Annotated in this window: 5 protein-coding genes and 1 pseudogene; 5 read left to right on the top strand and 1 reads right to left on the bottom strand. The window is 62.8% G+C overall.

Translation table 11 applies throughout. The features are described from left to right. The first annotated feature begins 26 nt into the window (after positions 1-26). On the top strand, positions 27-947 hold the full coding sequence (locus tag ACF8RA_RS20460) for a LysR substrate-binding domain-containing protein (RefSeq protein ID WP_176683892.1): 921 nt from the start codon (positions 27-29) through the stop codon (positions 945-947). Here ACF8RA_RS20460 and ACF8RA_RS20455 read toward each other — a convergent pair. Continuing rightward, a complete protein-coding gene (locus tag ACF8RA_RS20455; protein WP_176683987.1) occupies positions 928-1,824 on the bottom strand; it encodes a LysR family transcriptional regulator in 897 nt (298 codons plus the stop codon). The genes ACF8RA_RS20460 and ACF8RA_RS20455 overlap by 20 nt on opposite strands. A gap of 117 nt (positions 1,825-1,941) precedes the next feature. Here ACF8RA_RS20455 and ACF8RA_RS20450 point away from each other — a divergent pair, with 117 nt between their 5' ends. The 4 genes and pseudogenes from ACF8RA_RS20450 (at position 1,942) to ACF8RA_RS20435 (ending at position 14,649) form a co-directional block, all read left to right on the top strand. Beyond that, a complete protein-coding gene (locus ACF8RA_RS20450) occupies positions 1,942-3,132 on the top strand; it encodes an MFS transporter (protein WP_176683891.1) in 1,191 nt (396 codons plus the stop codon). 66 nt (positions 3,133-3,198) lie between these two features. Further along, complete coding sequence (locus ACF8RA_RS20445; protein WP_392519525.1) at positions 3,199-5,559, top strand: DNA polymerase II; 2,361 nt, start codon at positions 3,199-3,201, stop codon at positions 5,557-5,559. Between the two features lie 78 nt (positions 5,560-5,637). Then, positions 5,638-10,058 (top strand): annotated as a pseudogene (locus ACF8RA_RS20440) (NEL-type E3 ubiquitin ligase domain-containing protein). A 97-nt stretch (positions 10,059-10,155) separates the two neighbouring features. Next, positions 10,156-14,649, top strand: a complete 4,494-nt coding sequence (locus tag ACF8RA_RS20435; protein ID WP_392519524.1) for an NEL-type E3 ubiquitin ligase domain-containing protein — start codon at positions 10,156-10,158, stop codon at positions 14,647-14,649. Positions 14,650-14,756 lie beyond the last annotated feature (107 nt).

Raw genomic sequence — 14,756 nt, 5'->3', positions numbered from 1 at the left:
GTCTTACTCATGCTCGGGACACCGCCATGTCGGAACGGATTCAGGCCTTGCACGCGTTGCGTGCCTTCGAGGTGGCCTCTCGCTATGGCTCATTCACCCGTGCGGCTGAAGAGCTGGCCCTGACTCAGGGCGCCGTCAGCCACCACATCAAGACCCTCGAAGCCCTGTTCGGCTGCGACCTGTTCGAGCGTCGGGGCCCCAAGCTGAGCCTGACCGAACACGGCCGTCTGCTGGCTCAAGAGCTGAAGGTCGGCTTCAAGATCATCGAAAATGCCTGCGCACTGCTGCGTCAGGATCGCTACGGCCTGCGCCTGAAGGCGCCTTCCACGCTTACGGTGCGCTGGCTGCTGCGGGCGCTGGATGCGTTCAAGAAGGTCGAGGACAACTGCAGTGTGCAACTGTCCAGCGTGTGGATGGATATCGACAGTGTGGACTTCTATTCCGAGCCCTACGATTGCGCCATTCTCCTGGCCAGCGGGCGTTTTCCCGCCGATATCGAGAGCTTCAAGCTCTTCGATGAATGGCTGATCCCGGTATGTCATCCGGATTACATGTCACAGGTGCAACCGCAACTGTCCGACCTGCCCCGATGCGAGTTCCTGCACCCGTCACCCGACCGGCGTGACTGGCGGCGTTGGCTGGCGCGAATGGATGCGCTGGACATCAGCATCGACCAGGGGCAGGTGTTCGATACCCTCGACCAGGGCATATCGGCCGCCCAGCAAGGCTTGGGTATTTCAGTGGTCGATCTGGTACTGGCCAGCACCGACCTGGCCGCCGGGCGCCTGGTCACGCCTTTCAAGCATGCCGTGGCCACCGGCGACGGTTACTACATGACCTGGCTCAAGGCCAGCCCAAAAGCGCGGCAGATGCACAAGCTGCGTGACTTCCTGCTCGGCCAGGTACCGCCGCTGGCCTACAAGGACATCAACTACCTGTACGGTTGAACACCCGATCGAGCATGAAATCGATGAATACCCGCAACTTTGGCGGCATCTGCCGCCCGGACGGCCACAGCAGGTAGAAGCTGCCGCGCCGTTCCATGAAGTCGTCGAGGACACTGACCAGTGAGCCATTGCCCAGTTCACGACCCACGTTGAAGTCCGGCAGACAGGTAATGCCGCGGTGGTTCAAGGCAAAGCAGACGCGTGTTTCGACGTGGTTGCAGACCATCGAGATGGGGATGTCATAGGTTTGCTCGGGGTGCTCCTGGCGCAGCGGCCAGGTTTCCAGCTTGCCGTTGCTGGGGAAGCGATAATGCAGGCAGGTATGCGCCGCCAGGTCGCGTGGGTGCAAGGGTGTGCCACGTTCGCGCAGGTACTCGGGCGAGGCTACCAGACGGTGCTGAAAGTGCCCCAGGAATTTGGCGCTGAGCCGAGAGTCCGCCGGCTGCCCGCCGCGCATCACCACATCGAAGCCTTCGCCGACGATATCCACCATGCGGTCGGAGAAGTCCAGGTCCAGTTCAACCTGTGGGTACAGGGCCATGAACTCGGCAAGTGCCGGCATTACCAGTCTGGTCACCTGCGGCATGCTCACCCGCAGGCGCCCGCGTGGGGTTTCGCTGGCCTGCGACAGCTCCTGCTCGGTAGCTTCGATTTCGGCAAGGATGCGCCGGCTGCGTTCGAGGAACATCGTGCCCTCGGCGGTGAGGGTGATGCTGCGCGTGCTGCGGTGGAACAGGCGCACGCCCAGGCGGCTTTCCAGGCGCGCCACGCGCTTGCCCACTGCCGAGGCACTGATCCCCAGTGACTGGCTGGCGGCAACGAAGCTGCGTGTTTCGGCCACCCGGTTGAAGACCACGAAACCGCTGAGGCTGTCCATGTCCCACTCCTGATTGCGGACGCTGATGTCCTGGGTGAGCGGCATTGTAACCGTCTTTTTCCGCAATGGCCTGGTCTTGCAGACTGTCCGCCTCGTTTCCCACTCAAGGCGTTTGCAATGTCCCAGACATCTTCCCCACCGTTGCTGGCCGCCAGCAACGAACGTCTGCCCGTTGGCGGGCTGCTGGCGCTGGCCATGACCGGTTTCATCGCCATTCTCAGCGAAACCCTGCCTGCGGGTCTGCTCGACCAGATTGCCGATGGTATGCACATCAGCCAGGCCATGGCTGGGCAATGGGTCACGGCGTATGCCTTGGGCTCGTTACTGACCGCCATCCCGTTGGTTACGTTGACCCAAGGCTGGTATCGGCGCCGGGCGCTGTTGCTGGCGATCATCGGCTTCGTGCTGTTCAACGGGCTGACGGCCTTGTCGAACTCCAACACGCTGACCCTGGTGCTGCGCTTTTTCACGGGGGCTGCGGCCGGCCTGGCATGGGGCCTGATCGCTGGCCATGCCCGGCGCATGGTGCCGGTACCGTTGCAGGGCCGGGCCATGGCGCTGGCCATGCTCGGGCAGCCGATTGCCTTGTCGCTCGGCTTGCCGATTGCGACCTGGCTGGGGGCAGGGTTGGGCTGGCGCGCGACGTTCGTGGTCGTCACGCTGGTGGCGTCGCTGCTGGTGGTATGGGTGTTGCGATCCGTACCGGACTACCCGGGGCAGGCTGCCGGCAAGCGCCCGGCGGCCATGCAGGTATTGCGCACGCCGGGGGTGTTGATCGTATTGCTGGTGATTCTCACCTGGATCCTTGGCCATAACATTCTCTACACCTATATCGTGCCGTTGCTGGCGGCAGCCGGCATGGCTGCGGACATTGGCCCTGTGCTGATGGTGTTCGGTCTGTCGGCGCTGGCCGGGATCGGCCTGGTAGGGCTGCTGGTCGACCGGCACCTGCGCAAGCTGGTGTTGCTGAGCCTGGCCGGTTTTGCCTTGGCCACGCTGGCATTGGGGCAGGCATCGTCGTGGCTTGTGTACTTGAGCATCGCCTTGTGGGGAATGACCTATGGTGGTGCCCCGACCCTGCTGCAGACAGCGTGCGCCGACGCCGCAGGCCCGGGTGGTGACGTAGCGCAGTCGATGCTGGTGACGGTGTGGAACTGCGCCATTGCCCTGGGCGGGATCATTGGCGGCTTGCTGCTGGCTGGGGCGGGCGTTGAGTGGTTTGGCGGGGTGGTGCTGGTGTTGATCGCCTTGGCCTGGCTGCTGGCCGTGGCCGGGCGCAGGAGCGGTTTTGTGGCGGGGTGGCGCTAAAACACTCATGCCAGGCACGACACAGGTAGAATAACGCCATCTACAGACAATCCAGAGGTCGACGCAGTGGAGTTGCAGCAGGGTTTTGTCCTGACCCGGCACTGGCACGATACGCCGGAAGGCACCTGCGTGGAGTTCTGGCTGGCCACCGATGCCGGGCCGCGGCTGTTGCGGCTGGCGGCGCAGGAGTCGGTGGCCTTCATTCCTGAGGCGCAGGCCGAGCATGCCCGTGTGCTGCTGGCCAACGAAACCGGGACCCAGCTCAAGCCACTGCGTCTGAAGGACTTCGAGCATCGCCCGATGCTCGGCCTCTATACCCGCCAGCATCGCCAATTGATGCAACTGGAGCAGCGTCTGCGTACGGCCGGTATCGACGTGTTCGAGGCCGATATCCGGCCGCCGGAGCGTTACCTCATGGAGCGCTTCATCACGGCGCCGGTGCAGTTCACTGGCCAGCCGGATGCGCAGGGCGTTTACCGGGAAGCCCAGCTCAGGCCGCTGCCAGGCTATCGCCCGGCGCTGCGCCTGGTGTCGCTGGATATCGAGACCAGCGAGCGTGGTGAGCTGTACAGCATCGCGCTGGAGGGCTGTGGCCAGCGCCAGGTGTACATGCTCGGCCCGGCCAACGGCGATGCCAGCGGGCTTGACTTCGACCTGGAGTATTGCGCCGATCGCGCCGCCTTGATCACCCGGCTCAACCAGTGGATGGCCAGGCATGACCCGGACGCGATCATTGGCTGGAACCTGGTGCAGTTCGACCTGCGCCTGCTGCATGAGCACGCCAAGTCGTTGCAGGTGCCACTGGCCCTGGGGCGCAACGGTGCGGTCATGACCCTGCGCAGCCATGCCGGTGGCGGCCATGTCTTCGCCGATGCGCCGGGGCGGCTGCTGATCGATGGCATCGAGGCGCTGCGTTCGGCTACCTGGAGTTTTCCCTCGTTCAGCCTGGAGAACGTTGCCCAGACCCTGCTGGGTGAAGGCAAGTCCATCGACACGCCGTACCAACGCATGGACGAAATCAATCGCCGCTTCGCCGAAGACAAACCGGCCCTGGCGCGCTACAACCTGAAGGACTGCGAACTGGTCACGCGCATTTTCGCCCATACCCGGCTGCTCGACTTCCTGCTCGAACGTGCGTCGGTGACGGGGTTGGCCGTGGACCGCAGCGGTGGGTCGGTAGCCGCGTTCTGTCACTTGTACATTCCACAGATGCACCGCCTTGGCTTCGTCGCGCCCAGCCTTGGCAGCCGCCCAGACGAAGCCAGCCCCGGCGGCTTCGTCATGGATTCGCGGCCAGGGCTTTACGACTCGGTGCTGGTGCTGGACTACAAGAGCCTGTACCCGTCGATCATTCGTACCTTTCTGATCGACCCGGTAGGGCTGATCGAAGGCCTGCGTCAGCCTGACGATGCACATTCGGTCGAGGGCTTTCGCGGTGGGCGTTTTTCACGCACACAGCACTGCCTGCCAGCCATCGTCGAACGGGTGTGGCAGGGCAGGGAAGCGGCCAAGCGCGAGGGCAATGCGCCGCTGTCACAGGCCTTGAAGATCATCATGAATGCCTTCTACGGAGTGCTTGGCTCCAGCGGTTGCCGTTTCTTCGACCCGCGCCTGGCGTCGTCGATCACCATGCGCGGCCACCAGATCATGCGCCAGACCAGGTCCCTGATCGAGGCGTGCGGCTACGATGTGATCTACGGGGACACCGACTCCACCTTCGTCTGGCTCAAGGGCGCCCATGCCGAGGCAGACGCGGCGCGCATAGGCCGCGAACTGGTGGCAAAGGTCAACCAATGGTGGCAAGCCCATCTGCACGAGACCATGAACCTGCAGAGCGCCCTCGAGTTGCAGTTCGAGGTGCATTACCGGCGCTTTCTGATGCCCACCATCCGCGGTACCGACGAAGGCAGCAAGAAGCGCTATGCCGGCCTGGTGCAGCGGCCCGACGGTGCTGAAGAAATGGTTTACAAGGGCCTGGAATCGGTGCGCACCGACTGGTCACCGCTGGCCCGGCAGTTCCAGCAGGAACTCTACGGCCGTGTGTTCCGCAGCGAGCCCTACCGTGATTACGTGCGCGAGTATGTGCGGCGCACGTTGGCGGGCGAGCAGGACGAACTGCTGGTTTATCGCAAGCGCCTGCGTCGCCCGCTGGCCGATTACCAGCGCAACGTGCCGCCGCATGTGCGTGCCGCACGCCTTGCCGACGACTACAACAAGCGTCTGCAGCGCCCTCTGCAGTATCAGCGAGGGGGCTGGATCAGCTATGTGATCACCACCGCCGGGCCTGAACCGCTGGAAAACCTGCAGGCACCGATCGACTACGATCACTACATCAGCCGTCAGCTAATGCCGGTGGCCGACGCCATCCTGCCCTTCGTCGGCGATGATTTCACGCGCCTTACCGACCATCAGTTACTGCTGTTCTGAACGGGTGGTAGATAGCTAGGCGTCAGCATGACGCAACAGTCTTCAGACTCGGTCCTCCATGTCGCCGCGGAGGCAGAGATGCAGAACAATAGCAGTCAACCATCGGCTGTGGTCGATACCCTTGCCATGGCACAAGCATGCCAGGATCACTACATCGCACAGCGGCTGCCGGCCTGGATGAAGCGGCTGAGCATGGCCGAATTCACCCTGCTGAGCGAGGCGCTGGCTGAACTGCTGGCCTGCCGCGCAGGCTTGTCGTCAGCGCTGGCGCGGCTACGCAACCTGAATGCATTTACCCAGCCCTTGCTGCAGCAGGCGCTCGGTGCCCACGGCGACCTTGACGTCGATCGCCTGTACTTTCGCCAGTGGTACACCTTTCCCTCACACACGATCCATTATGTAACCAGTCGGCTTCCGGTTGTCGGTAGCGACTACTACGACATTCCTCTACTCGAAGCCGCTTTGAGCAATTTCACCGCGGAACAGCAGCGCGACCAGCCACAGGGCAATTGTCTGGTGAGCGTGCGCGGCGCAGAGCGTCGTGAACTGTCTGCAACGGGCTTCGCCAGGCTGTGTCGAGCGCTGGATCTTGGGCAGAAATACCAGGCGCATCTGGATTCGGTACTCCAGCCCCAAGTCAGGGGATTGCTGACACGCCGGCAACGCTACAGCATGCTGGTGGATGCCCTGCAAGCCAGGGCGCAGGGCGTATTGAGCGCAGACGAACTGCAGTGGGTGGTGGCGCTGTGCACCAAGGACACGCTCGGCAAGCTCGAAGGCGCATCGGTTCGCGTGCGACAGTTGGCGTTGTTCGGCTGCCGCTTGCAGGAGATCGTCGTGCTGGACGTGATCGACGCGGGCGTGTTGTTCAACACCAGCAAGCGCGTGCTGGTCTATGTGCCGGGTGACCCGCGCGGCCCCTGGAGCGTGCGCAGCGACCTGGAAGATTACGCCCGCCGGGTGCTTGGCAAACGCCTGCGCGAAGATGACTACCGGCGTTTCTTCAACCGCTTCGTGCGCCGGCGCGATAGCCAGCGATTCTTCTCGGCTGTCAGTGAGCGCCTCGATGACGTGCCCGGCTGGGCAACCCGGGACCTTGATGAGCAGACCTTTGCCTATCGCCTGCCACTGTTCGAACACCTTGCTGACGACTGGATTGCGCGGATCAAGGACGATGCTGCGGTCATCGCCCCGCCCGTGGCCTTGCTCGATCGCGAGGTCCAGGCCGAACACGCCCGCCGTTTGCGTGCTGAAGGCTGGACCCTGTTGGGTGTTGCAGGGTTCTTCGTTCCGGGCATCGGCGCGGTGTTGCTGGGGGTGATGGCCTGGGAACTGCTTGAGCAGACGTTCCAGGCTGTAGGGGACTGGCAGGACAACGAACGCAATGCGGCACTGGCGCACCTGCTGAATGTAGGCAAGGGGCTGCTGGCTGTCGGGGCAACCGTTGCCGTCGTTGCCACGGCCCGGCGCGCCTGGAGCGTGGTGGACAAGCTGGTACCCGCGCAGCTGGAAAACGGTGAGGAAAAACTGTGGAACGCAGACCTCAGCCCCTATCGCTGCGAAAGCCCGCCAGACACGGCGGAGCCGGACATGGAGGGTATGCACCGCCTGGGCGAGCGCCGCTGGATCAGCATGGACGGGCACTGGTATGAGATGACCTGGCACGACCACGATGAATAGTGGCAATTGCTCCCTTATCAGGGCTATGCGCCGCCGCTGCGTCACAATGGGGCCGGTGCCTGGCGGCTGTGGTGCGAGCAGCCCGCCGAGTGGGGCGACACACGTCAGTTGTTCCGCCGCCTGGGCGGGCCCTTCAGCGACCTTGACGATGCGCAGATCGACCGGTCGCTGGTGATCCATGGCCTCGATGATCAGCACCTGCGAGCTTGGCATGTGTATGGCCGACCGCCGGAGGCAGCGTTGGTCGATACCGTCACGCGCGTGCGGCTCGCTGGCAGGATTGGTACGTTGGTCAACCAGCTGCGCGAGGGCGGTGTAACTGCAGACCCGCAACTGCTGGAGCGGGTCATGCGCCTTCCACAAGCCGCCGGCAAGGACGGAGCAGCGTTAGCCGATGTGGCTTGGATCGGGCGACGAGAACTTCTACAGGCGGTGTACGAAGAGCAGAATCCCGACACGGAAACGGGCCGTCTCTTACGGCAGAATTTTGCCAGCCTGCACCGCTTGGCCGCGGATGAGGTGCTGCGCGATGCCAGCGAGGATGACCTGCAGCTTTTACGTGAGACGGGGCGTGTGCCGTTGCTGATGGCCGAGGCAGCAAGGTTGCAGGTTGCGCGAATCCGAATGGCGCGTGTGTATGAGGCGCTGTGCATCGATACGCCGCAAAACTCGACCTGGCGCGTGTGGTCCTGAATCTGCTGGTGCATGTGCCGGGGGCTGGCGGGCCGGGGTGGCGATTGTACGACGGTGATGCCAGCGAGCCGTTACTGACGGTCGAGGGATCGACGCAGACGTTTGACTTGCTTCATCGTCATGGGTTGTTCCGCCTGCGTGCCCGAACGCACACGGTTGTCGGTGAGAGGGGCGAGTTGTTCGAGACCTTGGCCGCAGCCTATGACGACGCATCGCAAGCGGCCATCGGCCAAGGCCAGCCCTTTGTGCCTGCGCTGCGCCAGGCGCTGGCCAACGTGGCTTTCGACCAACGCCAGACCGTGGTGAACCTGCTCAGGCTGGAACAGCCGAGCGGCTCGTTTCTCGCGCCGCAACGTCTGGCTGATGGCCGGATTGGTTACCCCATGGCGGGCGGCAGGCTCTGGGGGGCGTCAGGGCGAAACAGGCCAAGGGCGCTTCAGGCCCGGTTGCGAGACCTGTACCCGGCCTTTACCGACGAACAGATCGGGCGCTGGTTGGCCTCAGGTGACGCGCAGGCCAGGTTATCTATGCTGGAGCAGCAATATGGGGTGCTCAAGAGACACTTGACCCAGTGGGCACGCAGTGCCTTGCTGTCACCAGAACTGGCCGCCCGGCGTGAGTTCAGAAAGGGGCTGATCAACTGCTGGCGCTGTCTTGTGCCGGAATTGCAAGGGCAAGCAGCACTGGAGGACGGGCGCTTCATGCTGACCCAGACCATCAGCCGCTTGCGCCAGCTGCCGGTCCTGCCCGCGCAAGTGGGCTTTCCCCACGTCTCGATCCTGGCCTTGCGCGCCATGCGCGTGGAGCACGTTCCGGACGAGTTTCTGCGGGCGTTTCCCAACTTGCGCAACCTGGAAATCACCAACTGCCGACTCACGCGTTTGCCATTGCCTCTGATGCTTGTCCAGAGGCTGGAGGTACTCGACTTGTCTGGTAACCAGATCACGCTCGACCAAGGCCAGGCGTTGGTCTTGGCAGATTGCCGGTCCCTGGTGTACCTGAACCTTTCGGACAACCCGTTGCGCAGGGCATTTTCCGTCCAGGCAATGATCGAGCTGAATGCCCTCTACCTGTCGAACACTCAGTTACCCGAGTGCCCCTACGGGCTGATGGACGCGCCAGAACTGCACACCCTGAACCTCAGCGACAACCGTATTTCTGAACTGCCCGAGGGTTTTCATCAGTCGCAGTTGTGGCGTTCGGGCAGGGTCGAGCTTTCCGGCAATCCGCTGGGGGCAGCATATGACGGGGTTTCAACCTGGCATTTGCTTGAGGCCAGTCGCGTGCCTTACCGGTTGCGCATTCTGGATGCGTTGCCTGGCGAACGTCGAGATGAAATGGCGGCACTGTGGGCCCATCTGGAGGCCGAGGAGCAATCGGAAGAGTTTTTCAATACCCTGTCGATGCTGACAGAATCCGGCGCCTTCAGTTTCTCATCGACTGCATCCGCGCTGGCGGCCCGTGTGTTCGACATGCTCCAGGCGATGTCTGAGCATGATGCCCTCAGGCAAGAGCTGTTCGAGCACGCAGCGGCGACCGGTTGCCAGGATAATGCCACCGCGCGTTTCGCCGACCTGGAACTGCGAGTGATGATATGGCGCACGAGGCACAGCGGATCTGCCCGGCCTGAACGGGCCTTGCTGAAGCTCGGTGCCCGGATGTGGCGGTTGGCGGTGCTTGAGCAAATTGCCGCTGAACATGCTTATCGGGTGGGGGCGGGTGCTGAATCGATCGAATTCGCCTTGGCCTATCGAATCGGCTTGCGCAAGTCTCTGGACTTGCCTGCCCAACCCGGTGAAATGCTTTATGCAGGGATCCCTGCCTTGAGTAATCAGGACCTTCTTCTGGCCCGTGAAAGGATCCTGGCGCGACAGACTCGGGAGGACATTGCTGATTACCTGTCACGCCAGTGGTTCTGGCAGGATTACTTGCGCAAGGCCTCCGCGGTTCGCTTGCAAGTGCCCCAATCCATGCACGCTGAGCTGGAACGGCTGATGGCGCTGGGGAATCGGGACGAGGAAATCGCGCGGCTGCAGATCCGCCATCAGCAACGCGAGCATGCGGTGTTGCTGCAGTTGACGCTGGAGGCGCTGGACCGGAATACGGTGCAGCGTCCGCTCAGCTAGCGGGTTGGCGGTTGTCTGATTGCAGGCATTAGCTATATAGCGCCTGGCGGGGAGCAGGCAACCTAGTCTGGCCTCTTTTCATGAAGAGGCCCCCGCTATGGACACCACTTTGCCGTCAGATGCGCAGGCCGCCATCGATGCCTTCCAGGACGGCATCATCGGCAGGCGCCTTCCACCCTGGTTGCGTCATGCACCTGCTGAGCAACTGCCTGAGATCGGCAGGGCATTGTCAAACAGCCTTCGCTGCTGTGAGCAAGTGAACACGGTGCTGCGAGGTATCGAGGGCATCGACCGTTTCGTCGCATCAGCCCTGGGGAAGGCCCTCGACGAGCGTTACGGGCTTGGCCGTAACCCTTACTCGCTCAGGTTTCTGGAGGGCCGCCGGGAAGCTGTGATCAACAGTCAGCCGGTGGGCGCGCACCTGACGGCCGTGGTCTATGAAGAAAAGCCGCTGCTCGAAGTGGCATTGCGCAACTTCACGGCCGCCCAGGCGCAGGAAGGTGGCCAGCCGCGTGGTAACCGCCTGCTGCTTCCACGCCACGGCACGGTCAAACCCCCTACAAGCATCGAGTTTGCCGGACTGTGCCGTGAGCTGGACCTGGGTGAGTGCTATCAACGTCATCTGGATGCCATCCTCACGCCCGCTGGCAGTGCCGAGCGCCTGGTATCGCAGCTTGTAGATGCCACGCGCTATACCATGCTTGTGGACGCCTACAAAGCCAGGCAGGAGGGAACGCTGGATGCCAGCGAACTCAATGTGATGGTGGCTGTGTGCGAGAAGGGGGAGCTGCCGCGCTTGGCGGGTGACCTTGTGCTGGCCAGGCAACTTAAATTGCTGGGTTGCCAGATCGAGCAGGTGACCGTGTTCGTTGTCATTGAGCAGGGCGTCCTGTTCAACACGACGCGTCGGGTGTTGCTTTACGTGCCTGGGGACCCTTTTTCGCCTTGGCGCGCGTTCGAGAGCATCGACAAACTGAACCGCGAACTGGGCCGTTGCTTGCGAGACAAGGCCTATCAGCGTTTTTTCAGCCGCTTCGTGCTGCGGCGTGACAGCCAGGCTTTTTTCGCCCAGGTCGCGGAGCGCTTCGATGACCTGCCGAGCTGGGCCTTTCGCGATCTCGAACCGCGCTTGCAGGCTTACCCGCAGCCGTTGTTCATCAGCCTGGCACGGGCACGTATCCACCAGATCAAGGACGATGCGGCGATGATCGCGGTCCCTGTGGCCAGGCTGGATCGTGAGGTTCAGCGCCAGCATGACCTGCGCCTTGCAGCCGAAGGGTGGGCGCTGCTCAACCTGGCCAGCTTCTTTGTGCCTGGGGTTGGCCTGGCGCTGCTGGCCGTGACGGCCTTTGAACTGCTGGGTGAGGTCTACCATGGCGTCGAGGCCTGGCAGGAAGGCGATCGCCAGGAGGCGCTCGACCATTTGACCCATGTGGCGACAGACCTTGCCCTGCTGGCGACCACGGTAGCCGGGGTGGGTGTGGCTCGACGGGTTTGGGCACGCTCTGCGAAGGTCGATGCCATGGTGCCGGCGCGGCTGGAGGACGGCACTGAGAAACTCTGGCAACAAGACATGACCCCGTTTCAAATCCAGGCACCCGTTGCAGTCTCAAGCCCGGACGCCTTGGGTATTCGACGTCAGGACGGGCTGGCCTGGATCGAAATGGACGGGCATCACTATCGCGTGACAGAGGCGGGTGATGATCAATGGCAGTTGTATCCGGTCGACGGCCACGGACCGTTGCTGCGCCACAATGGCGCAGGTGCCTGGCGGGTGTGGAGCGAGCAACCGGCTCGGTGGACTGACAGATACCGCATGTTCCGGCGTTTGGGCGAACCCTTCAATGGGCTGAATGACGAACAGATCGATCAGGTTCTGCTGTTCCACGGCCTTGATGGCGACGACCTGCGTGGCCTGCATGTACACGCCCAGGCACCGAGCCCCGGGATGATCGACAGCGTGGCGCGGGTCAGGCTTGATCAACGCATCCGCAGCATGATTGGCCGTTTGCGCAGTGGCGAGCCGGTAGAAGATACAACAGTGCTCGATCACGCTCGGCGCCTGCCAGGCGCGAGTGGCCTGACAGATCGGGCATTGGCAGCGTTGGCATGGACGCAGCGCCGAACACTGCTGCAGCACCTTTTCGAAGCCTTGCAGCCCAGCGACACCCCTGGCAGCGCAGTGCTGCGCCGGGTCTTCCCGGGGCTGAGCGCGCGCACTGCGCAAGCACTGGTACAGGCCGCCAGCAGCGTGGATCGCATGCGGCTGCTGTCCAGCGGAAGGGTTGCACTGGGGCTGGCCGAGGCGGCAAGGGGCAGTGTGCTGGCTACCCGCCAGGCTCGCGTATTTGAAGCGTTGTACCTTGATACGCCGCAGCATGCAGACCTGGCACGGGTGGCCTTGGGCATGCTGCGGTATCTACCCGGAGGCGAACAAGGTGTGCGCTGGCGCCTGTACGAAGGCTGCCTGGGCGGGCCGATACTGGCGAAGACCGAGCAAGGGCCGCGGGCGTTCGATCTGGTGCACGTTAACGGCAGGTTTCAACTGCATGGCGGCCAGGGCACGGCGCTGGGTGAGGCAGGTGAGTTGTTTGACGTCATGGCGCCAGCCTATACCGAAGGGCAACGGCAGGCGATGGGGATCGGCGATCCATTCGCGCACAACCTCAGGGTGATGCTGGCGCGCGAAGCGGCACGCCATCGTGATGAGCTCAGTCGTTTGCTTGGCGCGGTACGCCTAGGTGCTGTCCGAGGGCCCATGCGCTTGGCCGATGGACGTATTGGCTACCCGCTGGGTGGTGGCGGAGTAAGTGGTTTTGCATCAAGGGGCAGTGCCCTGAGGGCAACGCTGCGCGATCTCTTTCCGTGGTTGAGTGATGAGCAGGTCGAGACCTTCGCCGATGACGCCAGGCGTTCAGGGCATCAGATTGAACACGTACTGGCTGACCTTCGCAATGAGTTCGCGGTGCTTCGCGCCACACTGAATACCTGGGTGGCACGAGGGCAGGGCGATGTCAGGGAAGATCGAGAGGCTTTACGCCAGACGTTGTTCAATTGCTGGCGGCGGTCGGTGGGCGTGGGGGAACTGCAGATCAATGCACAGGAAAACCTCCACGTCATGTTCTGCAATTTCAGATCGAGCGGCTTGCCCAACATACCCGCACAGGTCAGTTTCAGAGGTGTGACCAGCGTGTCGCTGCTGCACCTTGACCTTCTGGAGGTGCCCAGCAGCCTGCTGCTGGCCTTCCCTAACCTGCAAACCCTCGATCTGGGTGGGAACCTGTTGACGCGCCTTCCTCAGCCGTTGCTGCAGATAGCGCAGCTGCGGCATCTGAGCCTGACCAACAACCGGATCGTCCTGAACATTGCACAAACCGCCACGCTGGCCAGTTGCACGAACCTGCAGTCTCTCGACCTGTCCCACAACCCTCTGGGGAGCAGATTCACGTTGGCGGGTTTGGCTGAATTGCGCTGGCTGAACTTGCGCGACACACAGATCTCGCAGTTTCCACTGGGCGTGTTCGACAACGCTCAGTTGGTATCTGTTGACTTGCGGGATAACCGGATCAGGCACATTCCAGAGGGTTTCTACCAGTTGCCCGTGTGGCAGCGGCGGCGGTTCCGCTTGAATGCGAACCCCTTGGGCGAGGCCCAGACGTTACGCTTGCAGGCTTCGTTGAGTAGCGTCGATCCGGCCCTCGACGAGGAGCAAGTGCTTCTGCGGCTGCAGCACGCGCGTGAAGTATGGGGGGATGCCGTGACTCCGGAGCATCGCGGCTTGATGCTTGCTGCCTGGGACTCGCTGGATTCAGGGCAGGACGCCGAGCGTTTTTTCCGTGTGCTTCGCCAGTTGTTGCTGTCCGAAGACTTTCGTGTCAATGCGCGTGCACTGGGCAATCGGGTCATGGCGGTATTGCAAGCGATGGCCATTACGCCAGAGCTGCGGCAGAACTTGCTGTCAGTGGCCAATGATGAGTGGGGGTGCCAGGACGGTGCAACCTGGTGCTTGAGCAACCTTGAACTGAATTTGCTGGTTTGGCAGGTCGAGCACGCGGCCCAGGGAGAAAGCGAACGCGCCTTGCTAGACCTGGGCAGACGTTTATGGCGCCAGGATGCAGTCGACAGGTTCGCTACCCGATGGGCGCTACAACATGGCAGGACGCTGGAAGGAAGCGAGGTGGGGCTGGCTTTCAGGGTCGGGCTGAGGGAGCGTCTCGACTTGCCGCTGCAGGTGGGAGAAATGAGCTTCCTGGCGATCTCAGGCGTCCTGGATGCGGACCTGGCAGAAGCAGAGGCTGCGGTGCGGGATGCAGAAACCCCGGAAGAGGTTGCCCGCTCCATGGTTGACCGTGAATTCTGGCAGGCGCACCTGGAGCGTTCTCATCCTGAGCGATTCGCTGCGGTCGACCTGCCGTTCAGAAGGCAGCTTGAAACGGTGCTTGACGATGAAGCGCTGAGCGAAGGGGCCAGGATCGACCAGGCGGATGCCATTCGCGATGCGCAGCGCGCTGCACGCAGAGGGCTGATGCTGGATATGACGGTTCAAGCGATGGAAGTGGGACCCAAGGGGCCATCGATCGATGTGCGTTGACGTGTGCTCAGGGCAAGGGGGGGTTGGCCCTGCCAAAGCGGCTTTGGGCTATGCTCAATCAAGCTGACAGCGGCTTGTACCAGCGCCGTAGTCCTGGCTTCAGGTGG

It is taken from the genome of Pseudomonas sp. FYR_5 (assembly GCF_043106315.1).
GTDB classification, from domain to species: domain Bacteria; phylum Pseudomonadota; class Gammaproteobacteria; order Pseudomonadales; family Pseudomonadaceae; genus Aquipseudomonas; species Aquipseudomonas putida_Y.
Note: the sequence above shows the minus strand (reverse complement) of the source record. Positions and strands in the feature narration are given on the sequence as shown.

Excerpts from the sequence above, each read along its gene's own strand:
- ACF8RA_RS20460 (WP_176683892.1), top strand. The coding sequence starts at position 27 with ATGTCGGAACGGATTCAGGCCTTGCACGCGTTGCGTGCCTTCGAGGTG.
- ACF8RA_RS20455 (WP_176683987.1), bottom strand. The coding sequence starts at position 1,824 with ATGGACAGCCTCAGCGGTTTCGTGGTCTTCAACCGGGTGGCCGAAACA.
- ACF8RA_RS20435 (WP_392519524.1), top strand. The coding sequence starts at position 10,156 with ATGGACACCACTTTGCCGTCAGATGCGCAGGCCGCCATCGATGCCTTC.
- ACF8RA_RS20450 (WP_176683891.1), top strand. The coding sequence starts at position 1,942 with ATGTCCCAGACATCTTCCCCACCGTTGCTGGCCGCCAGCAACGAACGT.